Source organism: Stenotrophomonas sp. YJH_SMC_36 (assembly GCF_059369935.1).
In genome coordinates this window covers 87,975-112,922 of the sequence record NZ_JCAFTD010000009.1, presented here as the reverse complement: position 1 = coordinate 112,922, position 24,948 = coordinate 87,975, and the positions used below count along the sequence as shown (strand labels likewise).

Sequence of the window (24,948 nt, the reverse complement as noted above, 5' to 3'; positions counted from 1 at the left end):
GGGCTCTCCCGTTCTGGGGCAGGAAAGTACGCGATCCGCGATTGCGCCGGTCCCCCTGTTGTAGGCATGCTCCCTGCATGCCTTCCCCCACCCGATCGATCCATGTCGTGGCGGCCGTCATCACCGACGCCCGTGGCCGCGTGCTGCTCAACCGTCGTACCGAGAACCGTGACATGGCCGGCCTGTGGGAGTTCCCCGGCGGCAAGCGCGAAGCGGGCGAAACCTCCGCGCAGGCCCTGGTGCGTGAACTGCGCGAGGAACTGGGCATCGAAGCCGAGGTCGGCGACTGGATCATGGACGTGCCGCAGCGGTACCCGGACAAGCACCTGACGCTGGAAGTGCGGCACGTCCGCAGTTGGAAGGGCACGCCGCGCGGTCGCGAAGGCCAAGCCATCACCTGGGTCGCGCAGAACAAGCTCGGACGCTACTCGATGCCGCCGGCCGACCTGCCGGTGGTGGCGGCACTGCGCGAGCCCGACTGCTATCTGGTCACCCCTGCACCGGGTGAGGACGAGGCCGGTCAACGGCAGTGGCAGGAACGGCTGCAGCGCGCGGTCAGTGGCGGCCAGCAGCGCATCCAGCTGCGCCTGCCGCTGCAGCATCCTCGCCGTCAGGCCCTGATCGAGCAGGCGCTGCGTGCGCACCGGCGCGGGGTGCAGTGGCTGCTGAACCGCGATATCGAACTGGCGCGCTCGCTGGGTGTCGGCGTGCATCTGGGCAGCGAACAGCTGTTGTCCCTGCAGGCGCGACCGTTGCCGGATGGGCAGCTGGTGGGAGCCTCCTGCCACGATCTTGAGCAGCTGCAGGCCGCACAACGGCTGGGATGCGACTTCGCCGTGCTTGGGCCGGTGCAGGCGACCGCCAGCCATCCCGAGGCAACGCCGCTGGGCTGGGATGCGTTTGCCGCCCTGCGTGCACAGGTATCGCTGCCCATCTACGCGCTGGGTGGGATGGCACGCGGCCAGGTCGCTGAGGCGCGCCGCCATGGCGGGCAGGGCATCGCCGCCATCCGCAGCCTGTGGCCGGAGTAGAGCACGCTCGCGGGGTCAGATCCCCGCGCGGCCGGGCTCTGCCCCCTCGCGGTCACAAGGTGATCCAGAAACAACCGTACTGACGCCGCAGTCCCAGCACGGTCGCGGCGCGGGTGGCGCTGCCAGGCAGCGTCTGCTCAAGCCGCAGGCCTACGGGATGGCGCGATGTGGAGGGCTCGGTCGCGGATCCGGCCAATGCAGCATCCTCGTCCTGGAGAACGGCCTGTGCCTGCTGCGGATAGACCGGCACGACGTCCACCAGTGGCCGCCGCGCCAGCGACTCGAGCTGGCCGAGGATGCGCTGCGCGCCCGCGTCGGACACCGCCCCCCAGAGATAGAGTGAGGACAAGCGGTTCACGTCGTTGCCGGTGATGCCGGTGCGCAGGGCCTGTACCAGCTCGCTCAGGCGGCGCGGGCAGCGCGCCCCCAGCGAGTCCTGCGGCAGGTGGTTGCCGGCAGGAGCGGGAGGTGGCAGCCGTGATCGCGCGCCGATGCTGTCGCAGGGCCGGTCGGTGTAGACGCTCTGGCCTTGTGCATCGGTGCAGCGGTTCAGGCGCGAGGCCTGGCCGTGGGCAACGCCGGGCGCAGCGGACAGCAGCAGCGGCAGCAGCAGGAGTGAAATGGATCTCATCGACGCAGGGTAGCGCCGAATGCACGCGTGCAGCGTGCTTTCAGCCCTGCAGCAGTTTCAACACGGCCGTTGTCGGCTTGGCCAGGTTCAGTGTGTAGAAGTGCAGGCCCGGCGCGCCGCCTTCGATCAGGCGCTGACACAGCTTGGCCACCACTTCGGCGCCGAATGCACGCACCGATGCCGCGTCATCGCCGTAGGCCTGCATCTTGCGGCCGATCCAGCGCGGGATCTCGGCACCGCATTGCTCGGAGAAGCGGCGCAGCTGGCTGAAGTTGGCGATCGGCATGATGCCGGGCGTGATCGGCACGTCCACGCCAAGCCGGCGCACTTCATCCACGAAGTGGAAGTAGGCGTCGGGGTTGAAGAAGTACTGGGTGATCGCCGCGTCGGCGCCGGCATCGATCTTGGCCTTGAAGTGCTTCAGGTCGGCCAGGGCATCGGAGGCCTGCGGATGTGTTTCGGGGTAGGCACCGACCTCGATGCGGAAGGCATTGCCATGTTCGGCACGGATGAAGGCGATCAGTTCGGCGGCGTAGCGCAGGTCGCCAGGAAAGCCCATGCCCGAGGGCAGGTCACCGCGCAGTGCGACCAGCCGACGGCAGCCGATCGCGCGGTACAGCTTGAGCAGCTCGCGGATTTCCTGGCGGGTGCCGCCGACACAGGAGAGATGAGGCGCCGCCTCGAAGCCGTGGTGCTGGTTGAGATGGCGCACGGTCTCGGAGGTGTAGCTCAGGGTCGAGCCACCGGCGCCGAACGTACAGGACACGTACTCGGGCGCGTAGTCCTTCAGCTTCGCCGCGGCACGGTCGAGCTGGCTGCGCTGTTCGTCGGTCTTGGGCGGATAGAACTCGAAGCTGATGGCGGTCATGGCACGGGCGATGGCGGCGGGTGCGAACCAGTATATCGCTTCATCAAGATGGATGTGCAATGAATGTGTGAAGCGCCTGCCGCGAAGGGGGAAGGGCGGGTACCCTGTGCCACTGAATTCCTGATCACGCCGCACACCATGTCCATCGTCCTTACCGATTTCGCCCGTCCCCGCCTGTTCCCGCGCGTGCCGCGCGGCAACACCATCCAGGACTGCACTGCCGAGCAGTTCGAGGCGTATCTCAACGCACACGCACCGCTGAAGGTGCTCGACGGCTACGCGCCGTTCTGCAAGCTGTTCGTCTACGAGAACTGGACCAGCACGCGCTGCCTGACCGTGCCGGTCACCGATGCCAACCGCCACCTGCTGCGCAGCGGCTACGAAGCGCGCAACCGCGATGAGCTGCCGGTGCTGGTGCGTTGGTTCGAAGGCGTCGAATCGCCGCGTGCGAACTACCTGGTGGTGATCCTGTACAGCGCCGAGCAGCTGGCCAAAGAGGGCTCACCGATCGATGCGGACTGGGGCATCGTCGGCTGCATCTACACTGCCGAACCAGAGGAGGTGCCGATGGCGCCGATCACGATGATGCGCAATGCGCTCGGTGTGGAGGAGGGGGGTTCCGGCGTGCCGCTGGACCGTGAGGCCTACCAGCGTTCGGTGGCGTTCTGGGAGAACAACGCCAACTGGCGGCCGTAAGCCCGGTCACGTGCGTCCGGCCGCGCTCAGCCGGAAAGCCATTCCCACCACGGGTAATGGTATTCGCGGTCGATTGCCTGCCAGTGCTGGCCGCAGTGTGCACAGGCGACCGTGTGGCAATCGCCCCAACCATCTTCGGCCTCCTGCAACGAGAGCAGCTGCATGTGGCCCTGTTCGAGCAGGCGCCGGGGATCGAAGAACGGGTAGGTGGGGTTGAGCGCGCACAGGCAACCCTCGCGCGCCTGCCAGTGGCGCAATCGTCGCAGCGCCGCCTTCAGGTGCGCCTGGTTGCTGACCAGCATGCCGCCGAGTTCGATGGGCTGGCAGTGTCGCTCGATCAGGTCGGCGTGCGATGCCAGAGCTTCCAGCGAGGAGGGGGTGAACAACCGTGCAACCGTACGCGCGGCGTCGGTGATGCGGCTGGCGTCGCGCGACAGCAGATCCTGCAGCAGCACGTCGGCCTGTGCATCGTCGAGCCGGGGTATCGGCGCTGCGGACCACGGCCAGCGCATCAGCGGGCCTTGCCGATGGCGGCGTAATGGCCGGCCGTAAGGCGCAGCAGGTCGGCCGGCGCCAGTTCCACTTCCAGTCCACGACGCCCGGCGCTGACATGCAGGCTGGGCAACACCTGCGCACTGGCATCCAGGAACGTGCGCAGGCGCTTCTTCTGCCCGAGCGGGCTGATGCCACCGACCACGTAGCCGGTGGCGCGCTGGGCGGCGTCGGCAGCGGCCATCTCACACTTCCGGCAGCCGGCTGCTTCCGCCAACGCCTTCAGGTCCAACTGGCCGGCCACCGGCACGATCGCCACCAGCAGCTCGTGGGTTTCGGTGCTGGCCAGCAGGGTCTTGAATACCTGTGCCGGGTTGAGGCCCAGCTTGTCGACGGCCTCGCCACCATACGATTCGGCGTGGGCATCGTGCACGTAGCTGCGTACGGTGTGGGCGATCTTCTCGCGCTTGAGCAGGGTGATGGCCGGAGTCATGGGCGCATCGTAGCGTGGGGCGACGCGGCTGCCTTGACCGAGGCTGTTGCCATGATCTGGTAGCGCCGGACCATGCCCGGTGGCGTGGAGATCGTATTGCCTGCGTGTCGATGAGCAGGCGCCCTGTACCCGCCGGGCATGGCCCGGCGCTACCGGCGTGCCGAATGCAGAACGGGCGCCCGAAGGCGCCCGTTCTTTCTGCTTCCGTTACCCCGGGCGCGGCATCAGTAGCGGTAGTGGTCCGGCTTGAACGGGCCTTCCACCGGCACGCCGATGTAGTCGGCCTGTTCCTGGGTCAGGGTGGTCAGCTTCACGCCGATCTTCTCCAGGTGCAGGCGTGCCACTTCCTCGTCCAGCTTCTTCGGCAGCAGGTAGACTTTCTTCTCGTAGCTGTCCTTGTTCGCCCACAGGTCGATCTGTGCCAGGGTCTGGTTGGCGAAGCTGTTGGACATCACGAAGCTCGGGTGGCCGGTGGCACAGCCCAGGTTCACCAGGCGGCCCTCGGCCAGCAGGAAGATCGCATTGCCGTTCGGGAAGACGTACTTGTCGACCTGCGGCTTGATGTTGACGTGCTTGATGCCCGGGTAGGACACCAGCGCATCGACCTGGATCTCGTTGTCGAAGTGGCCGATGTTGCAGACGATGGCCTGGTCCTTCATCGCGCTCAGGTGCTCGATGCGGATGATGTCCTTGTTGCCGGTGGTGGTGACGTACAGGTCGGCGCGGCCCAGGGTCGATTCGATGGTGTTGACTTCATAGCCTTCCATCGCTGCCTGCAGGGCGCAGATCGGATCGATTTCGGTCACGACCACGCGTGCGCCGTAGGCACGCAGCGAGGCGGCGCAGCCCTTGCCGACGTCACCGTAACCGCAGACCACGGCCAGCTTGCCGGCCAGCATCACGTCCATGGCACGCTTCAGGCCATCGGCCAGCGACTCGCGGCAGCCGTACAGGTTGTCGAACTTGCTCTTGGTGACCGAATCGTTGACGTTGATCGCCGGAATCAGCAGGGTGCCGGCCTGGGCCAGCTGGTACAGGCGGTGCACGCCGGTGGTGGTCTCTTCGGAGACGCCCTTCCAGTCCTTGACCACGCGGCCCCAGTAACCCGGGCGCTCCTTGGCCACGCGCTTGAGCAGGTTCTTGATGACCTGTTCCTCGTGCGAGGAGGAGGCGGTGTTGACCCAGTCACTGCCGTTTTCCAGCTCGTAGCCCTTGTGGATCAGCAGGGTGACGTCGCCACCGTCATCGACCACCAGCTCCGGACCGGTCAGGGTGCCGTCGGCCAGAGTGAAGGTCAGCGCGTCCAGGGTGCAGTCCCAGTACTCTTCCAGGGTCTCGCCCTTCCAGGCGAACACCGGGGTGCCGGTGGCGGCGATGGCCGCAGCCGCATGGTCCTGGGTCGAGAAGATGTTGCACGAGGCCCAGCGCACGTCGGCGCCGATGTCCTTCAGCGTTTCGATCAGCACCGCGGTCTGGATGGTCATGTGCAGCGAGCCGGTCACACGCACGCCCTTCAGCGGCAGCTCGGCCTGGTACTTGCGGCGGATCGACATCAGGCCCGGCATTTCATGCTCGGCGATGTCCAGTTCCTTGCGGCCCCAGTCGGCCAGGGTGATGTCGCGGATCTTGTAATCGCCTTCGGTGGAGAAGGTCTTGGCAACAGCGTTCATGCAGTAGCTCCGGTTGTGGGCGAGCGGGTGCTCGCATCTAGCCGGGCGCCGTTGTTACAGAGCCACCTCACCGAGCCTGGCCGGCCTCATGGGGGTCCGGTCGCAGCGCCCCTCGGGAGGGGAGAACGGCCATTATATCGCGCGCCCGGTGTTTCATCGGCGTGACCCAACCATCGGCAGATGGGCGCCTGTGCACGGACTGTTAAGGTCGGGTTTTAACGCACCCTCAGGTGGAACGATGAGCATGCATGTACGCCGCAACCGGCGCTTGACCGGCCTGGTCCTGTCCATGGCCCTGTTGGCGGTGGCCCCGCTGGCCTGGGCGGCAGCGCCGCAGCCTGCGGCGGCCCAGGCCCAGGGGGCAAACGGCTACGAGCTGCCCTCGGCCGAGCTGCAGGCGGTGGTCGACGCCCCGCGTGCGCCCTCGCTGTACCTGTCGCCGCGCCGCGATGTGGCCGCGCTGATGCAGATGCCGTCGCTGCCGTCGATCCAGGTGGTGGCCCAGCCGGAACTGAAGCTGGCAGGCCTGCGCATCAACCCGCGCACGTTCTCCGACAGCCGTTTCAGCTTCGGCGAGAAGCTGTGGCTGATGAGCGTGGCCGACGGCAGGGAGCGGCAGATCAGCGGCCTGCCGGGCACGCTGTCGATTGCCAGCCTGGCATGGTCGCCGGACCAGAAGTGGCTGGCCTTCAATCAGGTCGACGCCGCCAGTGGCGCCAATGAACTGTGGCTGGTGGATGTGGCCGCCGGCAGCGCCCGTCGCCTGGTCGCCGGCCTGAACACGGTGATCGGCAGCGGCTACCAGTGGCTGCCGGACAGCCGTGGTCTGGTGGTGTTCACCCGCCCGGCCAACCTCGGCGCCGCCCCGGCCGCCGACGGCATTCCCACCGGCCCCGCCGTGCAGCAGACCAGCCAGGGCGGCGGCGTGGTGTCGATCCGTACCTATCAGGACCTGCTGAAGAACGAGGCCGACGCGCGCCAGTTCGACTACTACGCCACCACCCAGCCGATGGAAGTCAGCCTGGATGGCCGCACCCGCGCGATCGGCGCGGCGGGCATCTTCATGGGCTTCTCGGTATCGCCGGATGGCCGCTTCGTGCTGCGCCAGCCGGTGCAGCGGCCTTACTCCTATGTGGTGCCGGTCAGCAGCTTCCCGCGCCGCATTGAAGTGATCGACCGTGCCAGCGGCCAACTGGTGCACACCGTGGCCGTGCGCCCGCTGGTGGAAGGCCTGCCGACCGGCAACGACGCCGAAGTGACCGGCGTACGCGACATCATCTGGCGCGGCGATGCCGATGCCACGCTGGTCTGGGCCGAGGCCCAGGACGGTGGTGATCCGAACCGCGACGCCAAGGTGCGCGACGCCGTGCTGATGCAGGCCGCCCCGTTCGACAGGCCGCCGGTGACGCTGGCCCAGCTCGGCAGCCGTCTGGCCGGCATCAGCTGGGGCCGTGGCGACCTGGCCCTGCTCACCGAGTCGTGGTGGAAGACCCGCAGGACCAAGACCTGGTTGATTGCCCCGGACAACGCCGGTACCGAGCCGCGCCTGCTGTGGGATCGTGATGCGCAGGACCGCTATTCCGATCCGGGCCGGCCCCAGCTGTCCAGCGACGATCGCGGCCGCTCGCTGCTGCAGACCAGCCCCGATGGTGGCAGCCTGTATCTGGTTGGTGCCGGTGCTTCGCCGGAAGGTGACCGTCCGTTCGTGGACCGCTTCGACATCGCCAGCGGAAAGGCCACCCGCCTGTTCCACTCGCAGGCGCCGAACTATTCGGTGCCGGTGGCATTGCTGGACAACCAGGGCAGCTCGCTGCTGCTGAGCCGTGAAAGCCCGGACGAGCCGACCAACTTCCATGTGCAGTCGCTCACCGATGCCGGCGCGGCACCGCGCGCGCTGACCCACTTCCCGCATCCGCTGCCGCAGCTCAAGGGCGTGCAGAAGGAGCAGATCCGCTACAAGCGTGCCGACGGCGTGGACCTCACGGCCACGCTGCTGCTGCCGCCGGGCTACGATCCCACCCGCGACGGCCCGCGCCCGCTGCTGATGTGGGCCTACCCGGGCGAGTTCAAGAGCGCCGCGGCCGCCAGCCAGGTCACCGATTCGCCGTACCGTTTCAACGCGATCAGCTACTGGGGGCCGCAGGCCTTCCTGGCCAAGGGCTATGTGGTGCTGGCAAGTCCTTCGATGCCGATCATCGGCGAGGGCGACAAGGAACCCAACGACACCTATATCGAACAGCTGGTGGCCAATGCCCAGGCTGCGGTGGACGAAGTGGTGCGCCGTGGCGTGACCGACCGCGACCATATCGCCATCGGCGGCCATTCCTACGGTGCGTTCATGACCGCGAACCTGCTTGCGCATACGCGCCTGTTCAAGGCCGGCATCGCCCGCAGTGGCGCCTACAACCGTACGCTGACGCCGTTCGGCTTCCAGGCCGAAGAGCGCAACTACTGGCAGGCGCAGGACGTGTATCAGAAGATGGCGCCGTTCAACTATGCGGACCGGATCAAGGATCCGATCCTGTTCATTCACGGCGTGGATGACAACAATTCCGGCACCTTCCCGATGCAGAGCGAGCGCATGTTCGCTGCGGTGAAGGGACTCGGAGGGACGGCGCGCCTGGTGATGCTGCCGAACGAATCGCACGCCTATCGTGCACGCGAATCGATCATGACCATGCTGGCCGAGAGCGAGCGCTGGCTGGAGCAGACCATCGGCCCGGCAGCCTCGGGCAAGACGAAGAAGAAGCGCTGACACGTGCATGCCGGCGGCCCCTGCGACGGGGCCGCCCCGGCCCGGTTGCCTCCCACATCGGCAGCGCTGGCGTTGCATGCAGATGAAACCATTTCTGCATCGCAGCACAGCCCCCGATCTGGGATAGGCTTGGATCCAGGATCCGTTGACCGAGGCCCGTGCGTCGCCGATGAACGAGTACCGCAGCAGCATCGAGTTTGCTTCTCCCGATCTTCCGCTCCGCGATGACGTGCGCCGGCTCGGCGCGCTGGTCGGCGACCTGCTGGTCGAGCAGGTTTCGGCAACCTTCCTCGACGATGTCGAGGATGTGCGCACGCGGGCCATCGCCCGCCGCGAAAACCAGGCGCCGCTGTCGGAGCTGGCCGATGGTCTGGCCGGTCGCACGCCGCAGCAGGCCGAGACGATGGTGCGGGCGTTCAGCACCTACTTCCAGGTGGTCAACATCGCCGAGCGCGTGCACCGCATCCGCCGCCGCCGCGACTACCAGCGTGCCGGTACTGCCGCGCCGCAGCCGGATGGCCTGCAGGATGCGCTGCAGCACCTGAAGGCGCAGGGCGTGACGCTGGATGAGTTGGCGCAGTGGCTGCCGCGCATCGATATCGAACCGGTGTTCACTGCGCATCCGACCGAAGCCGTGCGCCGCGCACTGCTGGAGAAAGAGCAGCTGATGGTGGCCAGCCTGGTCGACAACCTCGACGGCCAGCGCACGCCGGGCGAGGCGGCAGCGGATGCTGCACGCTTCCGCATGGCGCTGACCGCTTCCTGGCAGACCACCGACTCCTCGCCGGTGCGGCCGACGGTCGATGACGAGCGCGAGCATGTCGGCTTCTATCTGGTGCAGGTGCTGTACCGGGTGATACCCGTGCTGTACGAATCCCTGCAGCAGGCGCTGCGTGATACCTATGGCGAAGAACTGGCGCTGCCGCGCCTGCTGCGTTTCGGCACATGGGTGGGCGGCGACATGGACGGCAACCCGAACGTGGACGCCCGCACCATCCGCAGCACGCTCGATGCCCAGCGACAGGCCGTGCTGGGGCGCTACCAGAAGGAACTGCTGCAGCTGGCCAGCCTGCTCAGCCAGTCCACCGAGCGGGTGGGCGTGAGCGATGCGCTGCAGGCGCGCATGTCGCACTACCAGCAGCTGTTGCCGAAGGTGCAGTCGCGCCCGCGGCACGCCGACATGCCGTACCGGCTGCTCAACGACCGCATGCGTGCGCGCCTGCAGGCCACCCTGGACGATGCAGAGGGGGCCTATGCAGGTCCGGACGAGCTGATCGACGATCTGCAGCTGATCCTCGACAGCCTGCGTGCCAACCGTGGCGAGCATGCCGGCGGATTCGCCGTGCAGCGACTGTTGTGGCGGGTGAAGACGTTCGGCTTCCATCTGGCGCGGCTGGACGTGCGGCAGGAATCGAGCGTGCATGCGCGCGCGCTGGCGGCGGTGCTGGGCGGCGAAGCGGCGTGGGACGGATTGGATCCATTGGCCCGCGCCGGCCTGTTGGGGCCACACGCCAGCGGCGAGCAGCCGCTGCCGGTGGGCGATGACGAGGGCAACCAGCGACTGGATGCGGTGTTCGCGGCGCTGGCCGACGCGCGCGCGCGGCATGGCAGCGAGGCGCTGGGCAGCTACATCATCTCGATGGCACATGATCGCAGCGATGTGCTGGCCGTGCTTGCGCTGGCGCGCCGTGGCGGATTGGCTGACGAGGACGGCGCGGTGCCGTTGGACATCGCACCGCTGTTCGAGACGGTGGACGATCTCAAGCGCGGTACTGCGACGCTGCGTGACCTGCTGGCCGATCCGGTCTATCGCGCTCATCTGCGGGCACGCGGTGATGTGCAGATGGTGATGCTGGGTTACTCCGACAGCAGCAAGGACGGCGGCATCGCCGCCTCGCGCTGGGGCCTGCAGCGTGCGCAGGTGGAACTGCTGGACGTGGCGGCCGAGGCCGGCATCCGCCTGACCTTCTTCCACGGCCGTGGTGGTTCGATCAGCCGGGGCGGTGGCAAGACCACGCACGCGGTGGACGCGTCGCCACGTGGCAGCATCGATGGTCGCCTGCGCGTGACCGAGCAGGGCGAGGTGATCCACCGCAAGTACGGCATCCGCGCGCTGGCGCTGCGATCGCTGGAGCAGGCCACCGGTGCGGTGCTGCGGGCCAGTCTGCGTCCGCGTGCCGCGGAACCTCGCGAGGAGGGCTGGCGACCGGTGATGGACGTGGTCGCCGCCGCCAGCAGCGAAGTCTATCGCGCCTTCGTCGGCCAGGCCGGTTTCATGGATTACTTCCGTACGGCGACGCCGATCGATGTGATCGAGCGGATGACGCTGGGTTCACGGCCGTCGCGTCGTCTCGGCCAGGATGCGGCACTGGGCAACCTGCGTGCGATCCCGTGGGTATTCGCCTGGAGCCAGGCCCGCGCGGTGATTCCCGGCTGGTATGGCGTGGGCAGCGGCCTGCAGGCGGCGGTGGATGCCGGCCATGAACCTGTCCTGCGCGACATGGCGCGCGACTGGCCGTTCTTCCGCACCTTCCTGGACGACATCGCAATGGTGCTGTCCAAGGGCGATATCACCATCGCCGAACAGTTCTCGCGTCTCTCCGGTGACCTGCACGGGCGCTTTTTCCCGCAGATCCAGCACGAACTGGCGCTGACCCGCCGCTGGCTGCTGGCACTGATGGACCAGCAGACCTTGCTGGAGCACGATGCGCGACTGGCGCTGTCGATCCGCCTGCGCAATCCCTACGTCGATCCGATCAGCGTGCTGCAGGTGGACCTGCTGCAGCGCTGGCGCGCAAGCGGGCGGGAGGACGAAGAACTGCTGCGCGCGCTGGTGGCCTGCGTGAATGGTGTTTCGCAGGGCGTGCAGAACACCGGGTGATCCGCATCCGCCGGGCATGGCCCGGCGCTACCCGCCTCGGTGGGTGCGGAGCTTGCCCCGCACGCTCTCACTCTTCAGGCGAAGGCGGATTGGACGCCAGCAGTTCCAGGTGCCGTTGCTCCATTTCCTGCCGCAGCTGGCGCCGGATCAGCGCGGCGGCCTGCCGGCGCTTTTCGTCCGAACTGGCGGGCTGCAGCGGGGGGACAGGCGTTGGCCGCCCCTCTTCGTCCACCGCCACCATGGTGAAGAAACAACTGTTGGCGTGGCGCACGCTGCGCTTGAGGATGTCCTCGGCCACCACCTTGATGCCGATCTCCATCGACGAGGTGCCGGTGTAGTTCACCGAGGCCAGGAACGTCACCAGTTCGCCCACCGCGATCGGCTGCCGGAACATCACCTGGTCCACCGACAGGGTGACCACGTAGCTGCCGGCGTAGCGGCTGGCACAGGCGTAGGCGACCTGGTCGAGCAGGCGCAGGATGGCGCCGCCGTGGACCTTGCCGGAGAAGTTGGCCATCTCCGGCGACATCAGCACGGTCATGGACAGCTGGTGGGTTTTGAGTTCGGTCGACATGCACCGATTGTATCGGCGTGGCGCAGCTCGTGTAGAGCCGAGCCCGTGCTCGGCCGCTCTCGGCGCAGGCAAAAGAAAGCCGAGCATGGGCTCGGCTCTACAGAAAGCAGAAGGGCCGCTTGCGCGGCCCTTCGTGTTTCTTACTTCAGCTTCGCATCGGCGCGCAGGGCGGCGGCACGATCGGTCTTCTCCCAGGAGAAGGCCGTGGCGTTGACCGTCTCGCCGGCACCGTTGAGGTAGCTGAACTCCTTCGGCTTGCGGCCGAAGTGGCCGTAGGCCGCAGTCTGCTGGTACATCGGGTGGATCAGGTCCAGCATCTTGATGATGCCGTACGGGCGCAGGTCGAAGTGCTTGCGGATCAGCTTCTCGATCTTGTCGTCGCTGATTTTGCCCGTGCCGAAGGTGGTGACCGAGATCGAGGTCGGCTCGGCCACGCCGATGGCGTAGGAGACCTGCACTTCGCAGCGGTCGGCCAGGCCGGCGGCGACCACGTTCTTGGCGACGTAGCGGGCAGCGTAGGCGGCCGAGCGGTCAACCTTGGACGGATCCTTGCCGGAGAACGCGCCGCCACCGTGACGGGCCCAGCCGCCGTAGGTGTCGACGATGATCTTGCGGCCGGTCAGGCCGCAGTCGCCCACCGGGCCGCCGATCTCGAACTTGCCGGTCGGGTTGATGTGGAACTTGGTGCCCTTGTGCAGCCACTTGGCCGGCAGCACCGGCTTGATGATCTCTTCGCGGACGGCCTCGATCAGGTCCTTCTGCTTGATGCCCGGGGCGTGCTGGGTGGACAGCACCACCGCGTCGATGGCGGCCACTTCGCCGTTCTCGTAGCGCAGGGTGACCTGGCTCTTGGCGTCCGGGCGCAGCCACGACAGCGGCGAGTTCTTCTTCTTGCGGATCTTGGCCTGCTGCTCGACCAGACGGTGCGACAGGTGGATCGCGGCCGGCATGTAGCTGTCGGTCTCGTTGGTGGCGTAGCCGAACATCAGGCCCTGGTCGCCCGCGCCCATTTCTTCCGGCTTCTTGCGGTCCACGCCCTGGGCGATGTGCGGCGACTGCTTGCCGATCAGGTTCAGCACGCCGCAGGTGGCGCCGTCGAAGCCGACGTCGGAGCTGTCATAGCCGATGTCCAGGATGACCTTGCGGGTCAACGCTTCGAGGTCGATCCAGGCGCTGGTGGTGATCTCACCGGCAACAATGGCCACACCGGTCTTGACCATGGTCTCGCAGGCCACGCGGGCGCGCTGGTCCTGGGTCAGAATCGCGTCCAGCACCGCGTCGGAGATCTGGTCGGCAATCTTGTCCGGATGGCCTTCGGAGACCGATTCGGAGGTGAACAGGTAGCTGGACATCAGGCTTAATATCCCTTGATTCGGATGGAAAGATGGGCGCGCATCATACACGGGGTGCGCCGCCTGTGCATTGTGAACCCGTACGGGTTGCCGGTGGTTAAGGTGACGTGCCCTCTGGCACAAGGCCTGGCGGGCGTCTGCAGGACACGGTGCGCAGGCAGTGTTCCACTGGCGTGACCATTGCCGCAAGGCCGTGTTGCGGGGGGAAGGGGCGGTTCCGGCGTTGCCGGAGCGGGACCGGCCGTCATCGTTCTGCCCCGAAACCGCCATCTGCCTGCCGCGTGCCAGGCGCAGGCTGTCGGCCAATCCGGCCGCCGGGTATCAGTGAGCACGCCATGCAGGAACTCGAACAGCGTCTGCAGCAACGCTTTCCGGAGTGGTTCCACGGCCGCCGCGGCCAGCTCGCGCGGCCACTGCTGCGCAGTGTCGGTCGCTGGTCGCGGCTGGACCGGGTGGAGGACTTCCTGCGGCGCAACGCTGACGTGCGCGGATTCGGCTTCGTGGCCGCCGGACTGGAGTTCCTGGACGGCCAGTACCAGGTGGATCCGGCAGCCCTGGCTCGCATTCCGGCCACGGGCCGTCTGCTGATCGTGGCCAATCATCCTTCCGGTGCACTCGACGCGCTGGCGCTGCTGGACGCGGTCGGCCGCATCCGCCGCGATGTGCGGATCGTGGCCAACGATCTGCTGGGCGCCATCGGCCCCCTGCAGGACCTGCTGCTGCCGGTCCGCATCCTCGGCGGCAAGGTCCAGCGCGGCAGCCTGCAGGCGGTGGAGCAGGCGCTGGCCGCCGAGCAGTGCGTGATCGTGTTTCCGGCCGGCGAGGTATCCCGGCTGTCGTTGCGCGGCATCCGTGATGGTCGCTGGCAGCGCGGGTTCGTCAGGTTCGCCCGGGCCGCCGGCGCCCCGGTGTTGCCGGTGAGGGTGGAGGCACGCAATTCGGCCCTGTTCTACGGCGCCTCGACCCTGTTCAAGCCAGCCGGCACCGCGCTGCTGGCGCGCGAGATGTTCGCGCGGCGTGGTCGGCCGCTGCGGTTGCGCGTCGGTGAACCGATGCAGCTGGGACAGGGCGACCCGGGCGAACAGCTGCTGGCGGTACGGCGCGCGGTGTATGCGCTGGGCCGCGACCTGCGCCCCGGCGAGACTGCCGGTGCAGGCCCCGAACCACTGGCCGCACCGGTGCCGCCGTCGCAGGTGGCGGCCGCCATCGCTGGCGCTGTCCGGCTCGGACAGACCGCCGACGGCAAGCAGATCCTGCTGGCCAGCTGCAGCGCCGACTCGCCGCTGCTGCTGGAACTGGGACGCCTGCGCGAGCTGACGTTCCGCCAGGTGGGCGAGGGTACCGGCCACAGCCGCGACCTGGACGCCTTCGATCCGCAGTACGAGCACATCGTGATCTGGGACGCTGCCGCGCAGCGCATCGCGGGCGCGTACCGCATCATGCGGGGCGCGCACGCCCTGGCCCGGCGCGGACTGGCAGGGCTCTACAGCGCGTCGCTGTTCCGCTATTCCGACGATGCCATCACCCATATCGCCGAGGGGCTGGAGCTGGGCCGCAGCTTCGTGGTGCCCGATTACTGGGGCAGCCGCAGCCTGGACTACCTGTGGCAGGGAATCGGCGCCTACCTGCAGTGCCGGCCCGGCATCCGCTACCTGTTCGGTGCGGTATCGATCAGTGCGGCGCTGCCGCGCGATGCGCGCGAGCAACTGGTGGCCTACTACCAGCGCTACTACGGCGGCATCGCCGGCCTGGCCGAGTCGAACCGGCCCTTCCAGTACTTCGCGGCACCGCCCAGTTTCGGCGAACTGGATGCGGGCGCAGCCTTCGATGTCCTGAAGGCCAACCTGGCCGCACTCGGGACCGGCGTGCCGACCCTGTACCGCCAGTACACCGACCTGTGCGAGCCCGGTGGCGCGCGCTTCCTTGCGTTCGGTGTCGACCCGGCGTTCAGCGACTCGATCGACGGTCTGATCGAGGTGGACCTGTGCGCGATCCGACCGCACAAGCGCAAGCGCTACCTGCGCGATGCCGGAGCGCAGGCATGAGCGCGCTGGCGACGTTGTCGCCACACCGTCGCGCCGTGTTCGTCTCCGACGTGCATCTGGGGTCGCGTCACTGCCACGCGGCCGAACTGGCCGTGTTTCTCACCCAGCTGCGCTGTGAACGGTTGTACCTGGTCGGTGACATCATCGACCTGTGGTGGATGGCGCATCATCGCGCCAACTGGCGGCAGTCGCACAGCGACGTCATCCAGGCGCTGCATGCACTGCGTCGCAACGGTACCGAGATCATCTACATCCCCGGCAATCACGATGCCTCGCTGCGCCATGTCTGCGGGTTGATGCTGCCGGCGATGCAGGTGCGTCGTCGTGCGATCCATGTGACCGCCGATGGGCGACGGTTGCTGGTCGCCCATGGCGACGACTACGACGGTGTCACCCATTTCGGCGGCCTGCAGGAAAAGTTCGGCGACTGGCTGTACTACCGCATCCTGACCGGCAACCAGGCGCTCAACGCGGTACGCCGCCGGCTGGGCATGCGCTACTGGTCGCTGTCGGAATTCCTCAAGAAGCGCAGTGGTGCGGCCGAGCGCTACATCGAGCGCTTCGTGCAGGCCGGGCTGGACGACGTGCGCCGGCGCGGCCTGGACGGCATCATCTGCGGGCACATCCACCGTGCGGCGCTGGTCGAGCGCGACGGCCTGGTCTACGCCAACGACGGCGACTGGGTGGAGAGCCTGACCGCGCTGGCCGAAGATCATGACGGCGCGCTGCGCCTGCTCGATCACCATGGGCGGACGCTGGTGGAGCTGCCCGGCGCAGCCCGGCGCGCGGCAGCTGCCTGAGCCCAGCGGCACCGGCCACCGTCCGGGCTCTGCTGTCGCCCGGCAAAGCCGTTAGCATCGGGCCATGGATTCCTTGACCCAGATCGTTCTCGGCGGCGCCGTAGCCGCTGCCATCGCCCCGCCCGGACATCGCCGCGCGGCCCTGCTGGCCGGTGCCGCACTGGGCACCTTGCCGGATCTGGATGCCTTGTGGCTGGGCTTCACTGCCGAGGATCCCGTAGCGGTGATGGTCGACCACCGCAGCTTCAGCCATTCGCTGCTGGTGTTGCCCTGGGTGGCGGCGTTGATCTGGTGGCTGTTCAAGCGCTACGGACGGGGGCGGGTGGCGCAGTCGCCGCTGCGCTGGTTCTGGGCCATCCAGCTGGCGCTGGTCACCCATCCGCTGCTGGATGCGCTCACCGTCTACGGCACCCAGCTGTGGTGGCCACTGCGGCCACACCCGACCATGGGCTCAAGTGTTTTCATCATCGATCCGGCGTACACGGTATGGCTGCTGCTGGGCTGCGTGGTGGCGTGGTTCGGGCGCGCGCGGCCGTGGGCCGGCAAGGTGCTCGGGCTCGCCCTGGTGCTCAGTACCGGCTACCTGGGATGGGGCCTGCTGGCCAAGGCTCAGGTCGACCGTGCCGCCCAGCAGAGCCTTGCGGCCATGGGGCTGGGCGATGCACCACGATTCTCGGTGCCGATGCCGTTCAACACCCTGCTGTGGCGGGTGGTGGCGATGACCCCGAACGGTTACGTGGTCGGCGATCGCTCGCTGGTGGCCGACCGCGGCCCGATGCAGTTCGAAGGCCACCCGTCCAATGTGCAGGCCCTGCGTGAAGCGCAGTCGATTCCGGCGGTTCAACGCCTGCAGTGGTTCAACCGTGGCTTCATGCGTGCGCAGATAGTGGACGGAATGCTGGTGCTGAGTGATCTGCGCATGGGCCTGGAGCCGGATTACACCTTCAACTTCGCGGTGGCACGGCAGGTCGATGGGCGCTGGCAGGCGATCGTGCCCGAGCAGCGGCGCACGGATTACAGCAGCCCAGCGGCGCGCGCCGATGTCGGCGTCAGGCTGGCCGCGATGTGGCAGCGGATCTGGCATGCGCCGGCAGCGACGGGCGCCACCGGCGGTGGTGCCCCGGTGCACGCGGGCGATTGATCGGCAGGCGGAGATGCTGTGCCGGCGTCAGGCCGGCGGTGCTGTGCGGTTGAGCTGGATCGAGCGATGCAGGACCTGGCGCGGCGCATTGGCGATGTCGAAGCCGACGAATGCCAGCAGGAACTGCAGACCTGAAATCAGCGAAACCATGACGATCACGAGCGTACCGACCGGCGTCGCAACCTCCGCCGATGCCGATGCGATCCAGTGGTACGCGCCGAACACGCCACCGAAGGCAAGCAGTCCCAGCCCGGCGATCAGCTCCAGCGAGGCGATGGTCAGGTCGCGCAGGAAATAGTTGTAGCCGACACGCTTGAGCGTGTTGCGCACGTGCTTGAAGGCGAACTCGCCCAGTACCCGGCTGATGCGCAGGTTGCTGGTCTCGTCGGCATAGCGCGCGTCCATCGCCACGTCCTGCACCACGGCACGCACGGTGTTGAGGCGGAACAGCATGTCGGTCTCGAAGAAGTAGCGGTCGCTGATCGCATCCAGGGGCAGGTGGCTGGCAACGCGGGCGTGGATGGCGGTGTAGCCGTTGGTCGGGTCGAACACCTGCCAGTAGCCGGAAGACGCCTTGCTCATGAACGACAGCGCGAGGTTGCCGATCCGCCGCAGCAGCGGCATGCGACGGATGTGGCTGAGGTTCCAGAAGCGGTTGCCCTTGGTGTAGTCGGCGTTGCCCTCGACGATGGGAGCGACGAAGTCCATCAGCAGTGTGGGATCCATCTGGCCGTCGCCATCGACCTTCACCAGGATGTCCATGCCCTCGGCGATGGCCGCGCGGTAGCCGGTCTTGATCGCACCACCGACGCCGCGGTTCTGCGCATGGAACAGCACCCTGACCCGGGGATCGCGCGTGCTGTCCTGGACCATCCGGCCGCTGCCATCCGGGCAGGCATCATCAACGCAGTAGATCGCGGTGACCGCATCGTCGATCGCTGCGAGCACGCCGAGCACGTGGCGGGTCACCCGGTAGCAGGGAATGATGACGGCGATCTTCGGTGGCGTGGCCGGGCGCGCGTAGGCGTTCATCTGCATCGTCCTCAGGGCTGCGGCGTCGCCGGCGGCTGCGCGGGCGCGGCCAGCATCGCGGCTGCGGGCACTTCCACCAGGTCGGCGTACATCGAACGGGGTTCGGCGACGTCGCTGACCATCACATGGTGATAGCGGTTGAACGTGGTGTTGAAGCGGTCTTCGGGCATGTCCGGGAAGCGCGCGCGGAAGTACGCCAGCTGCGGGAAATACAGCGTGTGGTTGACTGCCGGGATACCGACGCCGGACAGCAGCGCACCGTAGCGCCCTTCGACCACCAGCGCTCCGTCCGCAGCCTGCCGTGCACCGCGCGCCTGCATCGACGCCAGCACGGCGCTGCGGTCCATGTCGAAGATCGGCCGGGCCGACTGCACCGGATTGAACAGCCCGTTGGTCAGCACGTTGCCGAGCGCGGCCACCGCCAGCACCAGCGCCACCGGATGCGCGGCGAACCGCGGGCGGCGCGCGGCGAAGGCCAGCACGCCCACGCACAGCAGTGGCCATGCATCGGCCGTGGCATGCAGCCGGCTGAAACTGCCCTGGCCGAAGGCGAACTTGAGCAGGCATCCCGCCAGCAGCAGGGCCGCGAGCAGCAGCAGGCGGTCGCGGCCCAGGCGCACCCCGCCGCGCACCAGCACGATCGCGCAGCCGATGTTCAGCAGCAGGCCCAATGCCAGCAACGCACGGGTGGGCGGCACCATCGACAGTCCGGTCAGCTGGCCGATCCGCAGCGGCACCGGCAGGAAGATCCAGCAGGCGACCAGCGCGATGCCGGCGGCCAGCACCGCCAGCGACAGCCGGTGGCCGCGCGCCCAGCGCAGCACCTGCGTCCAGTCGGCGAGGATGGCGGTGAACAGCGGCAGCAGGCTGCTGAACACTGCGATCTCGCAGGCGTTGGACGGCTCGAACGCAGGCAGCGGATAGAACCCGCGCGTCATCAGGTTGGGGAACCCGTGGGTGAGCAGCGCGACCGGGCTGACCCCGCCGCCGGCGCTCTCGCGCTGGCCGGGATAGACGGTGTTGCGGACGATCTCGATCGCTTCGTGGAAATAGCCCAGGAACGCCAGCAACGCCAGGCCGCCGGCGACCGCCGCGTCGAGCAGGCGTGCCACTGTCAACGCATCGCGGCGGAAGGCCAGCACCAGCACGCCCATGGCCAGCAGCGCTGAAATGATGAAGGGCGGGTAGGCCACGGCCAGCAGCCAGACCACCAGTGCGTAGGCGCTGGCGAGGGTGCGCAGCCAGCGGTTGTCGATCCGCAGCCAGGCCACGGCTACCCACGGTGCCAGCGCGAACGCGCCCCAGTTGGTCGTCCACCACACCTGCACGTAGGGCGAGAAGTACAGGGTCAGCGCGACCAGCATGGCCGCCAGCGGCGGAACCCGCAGCTGGCGCAGGAACAGTGCCCAGCCGCAAAGGAACGCCATCGCCATGAACATGAAGAAGAACGAGTAGGCGTTGGCCGGTGGCAGGATGAAGAAGGCCCAGTGGTACGGCTTGAACAGCAGGCCCCAGTCCAGCAGCGGAAGCGCCTGGAACGAGCGCAGCGTCTCGTGGTATGGCGAAAACGCGTTGGTCGCGCCGAAGTCGTTGGCCACCGCGATCTGCACGTAAGGGGTGTAGACCATCCACTCGTCCATGCGGATGCCCCGCGCCTTGCCGAGCAGGGGCTCGATCGGCGCCAGCCCCAGGTACTGGCTGGCCATCGCATAGGACGAGGGCGTCAGTGCAAATGCGACATACAGCAGGCACAGCACCGCCACGATGCCCAGGCATAGACGGGCCTGGCGGGAGTCGAGGCCATCCAGCAGGCCGCCTTCCCGCGCGGCGAGGGGCAGCGTGCTACCCGGAGTCGTTGCGCGTGCTGTCATCAGGAATCCCTTCAGGCGCGGAGCTCGGTGGTCCCGTTGCCGCGCACGCGGAAGGGGCCGGGTCCAGCGCGCGCCCGTCCTCGACGCCAGCCCGCGACGATTCTAGCGGGTTGCCAGCCATGCGGCGCGTGGCACTGCCGCAGCGCAGCGGTGCAGGCGCCGGTCAATACACCGTCGCGCGGCCCTGCACGAACGAGAAGAAGAACACGGCATTGGGATCGTTCTGCACCAACCGGAACTCGCGACGCATGCCCTCCACCGTATCCTCGTCCACGGTGCCGGCCTGCAGCAGCTGCTCGGCGGCCGACAGCAGCAGCTGCTCCCAGAACGCGATCATCGTCTTGCGCCGCGCCGGCTCGCGGTTGTCCAGGTGGATCGTCTTGATCTCGGTATGCACATCGCGGAAACCACCGGCCAGCAGCAGGTTGCCGAGCTTGGCGCCGACGAAGGGATCGCCGCCGTGGTCGTACTGGAAATCATTGAACGCCATCCAGTAACGCCAGATGTGCGGCGAATACGGATCGAGCAGGAACGATGCGTTCATCACTTCGGTGATGTAGACCGGCGATCCCGGTGCGAGTACGCGGCGCACTTCGCTGAGCACGCGGGCCGGCGAAGGTACATGCTCCAGCACCCAGCACAGGAATGCCGAATCGAAGCTGCGTGCCTCGAACGGCAGCTCGCCTGCATCGGCCTGCTGCAGGGTGTAGCGATCGCTGCACCACGGCGTGCGCGCGAGGTTCTCGCGGGCGGTCGCCAGCTGCGTTTCGCTCAGGTCCACGCCGGTCACGTGCAGGTCCGGGAAGCGGCGCAGCAGGATCTCGGTCTGCGCGCCGACGCCGCTGCCGACTTCCAGCAGGCGTCGTGCGCTGCCGTAGTCGATCTGGCCGAAGATGCTCGATTCCAGCAGGCGGGCCTGGGTCATCAGGCGCTGCTGTTCGGTGCCGGAGAACCCGTGCAGGTAGGTGGGGGAGGAAATCGGCGGTGTCATGGTCGCGGGCTCGTGGTGCGTCGTGCAGGGTCGACTGCGGGGCGTGCGGGGTCAGGCAGCCGACGGCAGCGCCGGTTGCCCGGCGATCAGTCGGTCGAAGTACTCGGTGGTCAGCGTGATCTGGCTCTGCGGATCTTCGGCGCGGTTGACCACGGCGCGGAACGCCGCATTCTCGGGCCGGTCCTTGGCGTACCAGCCCAGGTGCTTGCGCGCGATGCGCACGCCCTGCGGCTCGCCATAGAAGGCATGCAGGGCGTGCAGGTGGCCAAGCAGGATATCGCGCACTTCGGCCAGTGACGGCGGGGCCAGTTCCTCGCCGGTGGCCAGGTAGTGCGCCACCTCGCGGAAGATCCACGGCCGGCCCTGCGCCGCGCGACCGATCATCACTGCGTCCACGCCGGTCTGCTGCAGGACGAAGGCGGCCTTGCGCGGCGAATCGATGTCTCCATTGGCGATCACCGGAATGCGCAGCGCTGCCTTGATCTCGCCGATCGTGGCGTACTCGGCCTGGCCGGTGTAGTGCTGGTCGCGGGTGCGGCCGTGCACAGCCAGGGCGGCGATGCCGCTGTCCTCGGCGATGCGCGCGATCAGCGGCCCATTGCGGTGGTCGCAGTCCCAGCCGGTGCGGATCTTCAGCGTGACCGGCACATCGACCGCGTTGACCACGGCAGCAAGGATGCGCGCCACCAGCGATTCGTCACGCATCAGCGCCGAACCGGCCCAGGCATTGCAGACCTTCTTGGCCGGGCAGCCCATGTTGATGTCGATGATCTGCGCACCATGGTCGACGTTGTAACGCGCCGCCTCGGCCAGCTGCTGCGGCTCGGTGCCGGCGATCTGCACGCTGATCGGTGCCGGTTCACCCTCATGGTCCATGCGGTGGATCGACTTGCGCGTGTTCCAGAAGCGCGGGTCGCTGATGGTCATCTCGGAGGCGGCCAGGCCCGCGCCCAGCCGTTTGCACAGCAGGCGGAACGGCTTGTCGGTGACGCCGGCCATGGGCGCCAGCACGACGTTGGGAGCAATGATGTAGGGGCCGATCTGCATACGCCCATTGTAGGCCGCAGGCGGTCACATGGCCGGGTCGGCGAGGCGCCGGTTCAGGCCGATCCGGACCGACCTCATGCCGTACGGGCATCAGCAGATGCTTGACGGTTGCTTCCGCCGCCCCCAGTGGCGGGTCATGGTGGGCGGCTGGGGCAGGGCTGCGTGCCCTGCATGGGCGCAGGCAGAAAAAGGCCCGGGCACCTGCGCGCCCGGGCCGGTTCATGCAGCTGCGGCGTGGACCTACCGGATTTCCACGTCGGCCGGGGTCAGCCGTGGCATCGCCGCTGCGGCGCCTTCCTTCTCGGTCGAGCGGCCCGCGAACTGGTTGGCGAAGCGCACATGGCGTGCGAACGGCGCCTCCGGCAGCTGGGCAAGGGAGGCGGCCAGCGCGCCGTTGAAGGCGTCGCCGGCACCGGTGGTATCGATCGCCTGCACCTGCTCGGCACCCACGCGGTAGTACGGCTGGGTGTCGCCGCGCAGGTTCTCATCGGCATGCGAAACGAACACGCCCACCGAGCCCAGGGTCACCACCACGGTACCGTTGCCGACCAGCTTGCGGCACAGCGCATGCAGGCTGGCACCATCCAGCGCGGCCACGTCGTTGGCATCCACGCGCTCGCCGACATGGCGGCCCAGCAGGGCAGCGAACTCGGTCTCGTTCGGGGTGATCACATCGGCCAGCTTGAGCAGGCCGATGGTCGAGGGGGCGTCGGCCGGTGCGGTGTTGAGCACGGTGGTGACACCGGCCTCGCGGGCGGCAGCCAGTGCCGCCTCGATGGTCTGCACCGGCGACTCCAGCTGCACCAGCACCACCCGGGCACCGGTCAGCAGCGCCTGTTGCTGCTGCAGGAAATCGGTGCTCAGGGCGGCATTGGCGCCCGGGCCGATCACGATGGTGTTACGACCCCGTGCATCGACATAGATGCCGGCGGTGCCGGTCGGTTCGTTGCTGGCTTCGGCGATCAGCGCGAAACCGTCCTGGCCGGCGAGGTCGCGGGCGGTGGCACCGCCGGCGTCATCACCCAGGGCGCACACGAAGTGGGTGTCGGCGCCCGCGCGGCATGCGGCCACGGCCTGGTTGAAGCCCTTGCCACCGGGGCCGGTGCTGTAGCGGCCGGCAATGGTCGCGCCCGGTGCCGGCAGCGACTCGCACCGCCACACGTGATCGACATTGAAGGAACCGACGACAACGACACTGCTGCTCATAGGGAATCTTTTCTCGAACTAGGGTTCAACTGAAATGCGTCAGCACGCCGGCGATGGTCGCCGTCATGAAGGTGGCGATGGTACCGCCCAGTACCGCGCGCAGGCCGAACTTGGCCAGGTCGTGGCGACGTTCCGGGGCCAGGCCACCGATGCCGCCGATCTGGATTGCGATCGAGCTGAAGTTGGCGAAGCCGCACAGCGCATAGGTGGCGATCAGGCGACCTTCGTTGGACAGGGTCACGCCGGCGACCTGGCCGTTCACGATCTGCGACAGCTCGGTATAGGCGACGAACTCGTTGATCACGACCTTCTGTCCGATCAGCGACCCCACGGTGGTGGCGTCGGCCCACGGAGTGCCGATCACCCAGGCGATCGGTGCCAGCAGGTAGCCGAAGATGGTCGACAGGTTGGTCGGCTTGCCGATCTGTGCGGCCAGGCCGGTCACTTCGCCGAGCCAGGTCAGCGGGGCGTTCAGCAGGGCGATCAGGGCGATGAAGGCCAGCAGCATCGCGCCGATGTTCAGCGCCAGCTTCAGACCGTCACCGGCGCCGGCCGCCGCCGCGTCGATGATGTTGCTGGAGGTCTTCTCCACTTCCATCTTCACCGTGCCGCGGGTCAGCGGGGTGCCGGTTTCCGGGATCAGCAGCTTGGCCACCACCAGCGTGGCCGGTGCGGCCATGATGCTGGCCGCCAGCAGATGCTTGGCGTAGAACGCCTGCTGGGTCGGGTCGCCCCCGCCGAGCATGCCCACGTAGGCCGCCAGCACGCCGCCAGCGATGTGGGCCATGCCACCGATCATCATGGTCAGCAGCTCGGACTGGGTCATCTTGGCGATGTACGGGCGCACGGTCAGCGGCGCCTCGGTCTGGCCAATGAAGACGCTGGCGCAGACGCTGGTGGTTTCGGCACCGGACACGCGCATCACCTTGGTGATCGCCCACGCCATCACCCGGACGATCGCCTGCATGACGTTCAGGTGGTACATCACGCCCATCAGCGCGGAGAAGAAGATGATGGTCGGCAGCACCTGGAAGGCGAAGATGAAGCCGTAGTTCTGGACGTCCATCAGCGAGCCGAAGATGAACTTCGAGCCCTCGTTGACGAAGCTCAGGACCTTCACGAAGCCGTGGCCGAGCGCATCGAACACGTCGCGGCCGCCGGGGACCAGGATCACCAGCGCCGCAAAGGCGATCTGCAGGGTGATGCCGGTGGCGACGAGCTTCCAGTCCACCGCGCGCTTGTTGTTGGAAAACAACCAGGTGATGCCGATCAGCACCGCCAACCCGAACAGGCCGAAGCCGATCCTGCCCAAACCTTCGACCATGTGAGTGACTCCCCTGGGGCGTCGCGAAAAACGGGAAGCCTAGTGCAG

20 protein-coding genes and 1 riboswitch are annotated in these 24,948 nt (G+C 67.7%); of the genes, 7 read left to right on the top strand and 13 right to left on the bottom strand.

Translation table 11 applies throughout. From position 1 onward, the window contains the following. The first annotated feature begins 77 nt into the window (after positions 1 to 77). Complete coding sequence (locus tag AC5P76_RS17145; protein ID WP_253119402.1) at positions 78 to 1,031, top strand: Nudix family hydrolase; 954 nt, start codon at positions 78 to 80, stop codon at positions 1,029 to 1,031. A gap of 52 nt (positions 1,032 to 1,083) precedes the next feature. Here the strand turns inward: AC5P76_RS17145 and AC5P76_RS17140 are convergent, their stop codons facing one another. Both AC5P76_RS17140 and metF read right to left on the bottom strand, forming a co-directional pair. After that, positions 1,084 to 1,662 carry a DUF4124 domain-containing protein gene (locus tag AC5P76_RS17140; protein ID WP_253119400.1) on the bottom strand — a complete coding sequence of 193 codons (579 nt, stop codon included), beginning with the start codon at positions 1,660 to 1,662 and terminating at the stop codon, positions 1,084 to 1,086. Between the two features lie 40 nt (positions 1,663 to 1,702). Continuing rightward, a complete protein-coding gene (gene metF, locus AC5P76_RS17135) occupies positions 1,703 to 2,530 on the bottom strand; it encodes a methylenetetrahydrofolate reductase [NAD(P)H] (RefSeq protein ID WP_053516480.1) in 828 nt (275 codons plus the stop codon). Between the two features lie 138 nt (positions 2,531 to 2,668). Between metF and AC5P76_RS17130 the strand changes: the two genes are divergently transcribed. Further along, a complete protein-coding gene (locus tag AC5P76_RS17130) occupies positions 2,669 to 3,226 on the top strand; it encodes a DUF3228 family protein (protein ID WP_065175850.1) in 558 nt (185 codons plus the stop codon). 26 nt (positions 3,227 to 3,252) lie between these two features. On the opposite strand, the gene AC5P76_RS17125 is transcribed toward AC5P76_RS17130, so the two are convergent. From AC5P76_RS17125 to ahcY, 3 genes are all read right to left on the bottom strand, one after another. Continuing rightward, positions 3,253 to 3,738 (bottom strand): hypothetical protein, encoded by a 486-nt coding sequence (locus AC5P76_RS17125; protein ID WP_253119397.1) that lies wholly within the window; start codon positions 3,736 to 3,738, stop codon positions 3,253 to 3,255. Further along, positions 3,738 to 4,211, bottom strand: coding sequence for a Cys-tRNA(Pro) deacylase (ybaK, locus tag AC5P76_RS17120; protein WP_180875710.1), 474 nt, complete (start codon positions 4,209 to 4,211; stop codon positions 3,738 to 3,740). Before ybaK ends, AC5P76_RS17125 begins: the two co-directional genes overlap by 1 nt. Positions 4,212 to 4,435: 224 nt before the next feature. After that, complete coding sequence (gene ahcY / locus AC5P76_RS17115; RefSeq protein WP_065182797.1) at positions 4,436 to 5,881, bottom strand: adenosylhomocysteinase; 1,446 nt, start codon at positions 5,879 to 5,881, stop codon at positions 4,436 to 4,438. A gap of 36 nt (positions 5,882 to 5,917) precedes the next feature. Then, a riboswitch (S-adenosyl-L-homocysteine riboswitch) is annotated at positions 5,918 to 6,001 on the bottom strand. 118 nt (positions 6,002 to 6,119) lie between these two features. On the opposite strand from ahcY, the gene AC5P76_RS17110 reads away from it, so the two are divergent. Both AC5P76_RS17110 and ppc read left to right on the top strand, forming a co-directional pair. After that, complete coding sequence (locus AC5P76_RS17110; RefSeq protein WP_253119394.1) at positions 6,120 to 8,636, top strand: S9 family peptidase; 2,517 nt, start codon at positions 6,120 to 6,122, stop codon at positions 8,634 to 8,636. Positions 8,637 to 8,805: 169 nt separating this feature from the next. Beyond that, on the top strand, positions 8,806 to 11,517 hold the full coding sequence (gene ppc / locus AC5P76_RS17105; RefSeq protein ID WP_495222797.1) for a phosphoenolpyruvate carboxylase: 2,712 nt from the start codon (positions 8,806 to 8,808) through the stop codon (positions 11,515 to 11,517). A gap of 67 nt (positions 11,518 to 11,584) precedes the next feature. On the opposite strand, the gene AC5P76_RS17100 is transcribed toward ppc, so the two are convergent. Together AC5P76_RS17100 and metK are read right to left on the bottom strand one after the other, a co-directional pair. After that, a complete protein-coding gene (locus AC5P76_RS17100; RefSeq protein ID WP_053516435.1) occupies positions 11,585 to 12,091 on the bottom strand; it encodes an acyl-CoA thioesterase in 507 nt (168 codons plus the stop codon). A 140-nt stretch (positions 12,092 to 12,231) separates the two neighbouring features. After that, positions 12,232 to 13,443 (bottom strand): methionine adenosyltransferase, encoded by a 1,212-nt coding sequence (gene metK / locus AC5P76_RS17095; RefSeq protein ID WP_053516433.1) that lies wholly within the window; start codon positions 13,441 to 13,443, stop codon positions 12,232 to 12,234. Between the two features lie 335 nt (positions 13,444 to 13,778). Between metK and olsF the strand changes: the two genes are divergently transcribed. The 3 genes from olsF to AC5P76_RS17080 all read left to right on the top strand — a co-directional run bounded on the left by olsF (position 13,779) and on the right by AC5P76_RS17080 (position 17,429). Further along, positions 13,779 to 15,488, top strand: coding sequence for a bifunctional ornithine lipid synthase OlsF (olsF, locus tag AC5P76_RS17090; protein ID WP_253119391.1), 1,710 nt, complete (start codon positions 13,779 to 13,781; stop codon positions 15,486 to 15,488). After that, a complete protein-coding gene (locus AC5P76_RS17085; protein ID WP_053516431.1) occupies positions 15,485 to 16,288 on the top strand; it encodes a UDP-2,3-diacylglucosamine diphosphatase in 804 nt (267 codons plus the stop codon). Before olsF ends, AC5P76_RS17085 begins: the two co-directional genes overlap by 4 nt. 64 nt (positions 16,289 to 16,352) lie before the next feature. Then, positions 16,353 to 17,429: a metal-dependent hydrolase gene (locus AC5P76_RS17080; protein ID WP_164151660.1), complete on the top strand. Its 1,077-nt coding sequence runs from the start codon at positions 16,353 to 16,355 to the stop codon at positions 17,427 to 17,429. A 27-nt stretch (positions 17,430 to 17,456) separates the two neighbouring features. Here the strand turns inward: AC5P76_RS17080 and AC5P76_RS17075 are convergent, their stop codons facing one another. The 6 genes from AC5P76_RS17075 to AC5P76_RS17050 form a co-directional block, all read right to left on the bottom strand. Next, the gene (locus tag AC5P76_RS17075) at positions 17,457 to 18,461 is read right to left on the bottom strand and encodes a glycosyltransferase (protein ID WP_253119389.1); all 1,005 of its coding nucleotides are present in this window, start codon (positions 18,459 to 18,461) and stop codon (positions 17,457 to 17,459) included. Positions 18,462 to 18,472: 11 nt separating this feature from the next. After that, complete coding sequence (locus AC5P76_RS17070) at positions 18,473 to 20,332, bottom strand: DUF7657 domain-containing protein (RefSeq protein WP_495222793.1); 1,860 nt, start codon at positions 20,330 to 20,332, stop codon at positions 18,473 to 18,475. 163 nt (positions 20,333 to 20,495) lie between these two features. Next, complete coding sequence (locus AC5P76_RS17065; protein ID WP_053516428.1) at positions 20,496 to 21,323, bottom strand: methyltransferase domain-containing protein; 828 nt, start codon at positions 21,321 to 21,323, stop codon at positions 20,496 to 20,498. Positions 21,324 to 21,374: 51 nt separating this feature from the next. Then, on the bottom strand, positions 21,375 to 22,370 hold the full coding sequence (gene dusB / locus AC5P76_RS17060; protein ID WP_253119383.1) for a tRNA dihydrouridine synthase DusB: 996 nt from the start codon (positions 22,368 to 22,370) through the stop codon (positions 21,375 to 21,377). A 240-nt stretch (positions 22,371 to 22,610) separates the two neighbouring features. Next, positions 22,611 to 23,576 carry a ribokinase gene (locus tag AC5P76_RS17055; RefSeq protein WP_065175800.1) on the bottom strand — a complete coding sequence of 322 codons (966 nt, stop codon included), beginning with the start codon at positions 23,574 to 23,576 and terminating at the stop codon, positions 22,611 to 22,613. A 25-nt stretch (positions 23,577 to 23,601) separates the two neighbouring features. Beyond that, positions 23,602 to 24,900 carry a NupC/NupG family nucleoside CNT transporter gene (locus AC5P76_RS17050; RefSeq protein WP_053516424.1) on the bottom strand — a complete coding sequence of 433 codons (1,299 nt, stop codon included), beginning with the start codon at positions 24,898 to 24,900 and terminating at the stop codon, positions 23,602 to 23,604. Positions 24,901 to 24,948: the final 48 nt, after the last annotated feature.

Coding starts and splice junctions, on each gene's coding strand:
- AC5P76_RS17145 (WP_253119402.1), top strand. CDS start 78: ATGCCTTCCCCCACCCGATCGATCCATGTCGTGGCGGCCGTCATCACC.
- AC5P76_RS17140 (WP_253119400.1), bottom strand. CDS start 1,662: ATGAGATCCATTTCACTCCTGCTGCTGCCGCTGCTGCTGTCCGCTGCG.
- metF (WP_053516480.1), bottom strand. CDS start 2,530: ATGACCGCCATCAGCTTCGAGTTCTATCCGCCCAAGACCGACGAACAG.
- AC5P76_RS17130 (WP_065175850.1), top strand. CDS start 2,669: ATGTCCATCGTCCTTACCGATTTCGCCCGTCCCCGCCTGTTCCCGCGC.
- AC5P76_RS17125 (WP_253119397.1), bottom strand. CDS start 3,738: ATGCGCTGGCCGTGGTCCGCAGCGCCGATACCCCGGCTCGACGATGCA.
- ybaK (WP_180875710.1), bottom strand. CDS start 4,211: ATGACTCCGGCCATCACCCTGCTCAAGCGCGAGAAGATCGCCCACACC.
- ahcY (WP_065182797.1), bottom strand. CDS start 5,881: ATGAACGCTGTTGCCAAGACCTTCTCCACCGAAGGCGATTACAAGATC.
- AC5P76_RS17110 (WP_253119394.1), top strand. CDS start 6,120: ATGAGCATGCATGTACGCCGCAACCGGCGCTTGACCGGCCTGGTCCTG.
- ppc (WP_495222797.1), top strand. CDS start 8,806: ATGAACGAGTACCGCAGCAGCATCGAGTTTGCTTCTCCCGATCTTCCG.
- AC5P76_RS17100 (WP_053516435.1), bottom strand. CDS start 12,091: ATGTCGACCGAACTCAAAACCCACCAGCTGTCCATGACCGTGCTGATG.
- metK (WP_053516433.1), bottom strand. CDS start 13,443: ATGTCCAGCTACCTGTTCACCTCCGAATCGGTCTCCGAAGGCCATCCG.
- olsF (WP_253119391.1), top strand. CDS start 13,779: ATGCAGGAACTCGAACAGCGTCTGCAGCAACGCTTTCCGGAGTGGTTC.
- AC5P76_RS17085 (WP_053516431.1), top strand. CDS start 15,485: ATGAGCGCGCTGGCGACGTTGTCGCCACACCGTCGCGCCGTGTTCGTC.
- AC5P76_RS17080 (WP_164151660.1), top strand. CDS start 16,353: ATGGATTCCTTGACCCAGATCGTTCTCGGCGGCGCCGTAGCCGCTGCC.
- AC5P76_RS17075 (WP_253119389.1), bottom strand. CDS start 18,461: ATGAACGCCTACGCGCGCCCGGCCACGCCACCGAAGATCGCCGTCATC.
- AC5P76_RS17070 (WP_495222793.1), bottom strand. CDS start 20,332: ATGACAGCACGCGCAACGACTCCGGGTAGCACGCTGCCCCTCGCCGCG.
- AC5P76_RS17065 (WP_053516428.1), bottom strand. CDS start 21,323: ATGACACCGCCGATTTCCTCCCCCACCTACCTGCACGGGTTCTCCGGC.
- dusB (WP_253119383.1), bottom strand. CDS start 22,370: ATGCAGATCGGCCCCTACATCATTGCTCCCAACGTCGTGCTGGCGCCC.
- AC5P76_RS17055 (WP_065175800.1), bottom strand. CDS start 23,576: ATGAGCAGCAGTGTCGTTGTCGTCGGTTCCTTCAATGTCGATCACGTG.
- AC5P76_RS17050 (WP_053516424.1), bottom strand. CDS start 24,900: ATGGTCGAAGGTTTGGGCAGGATCGGCTTCGGCCTGTTCGGGTTGGCG.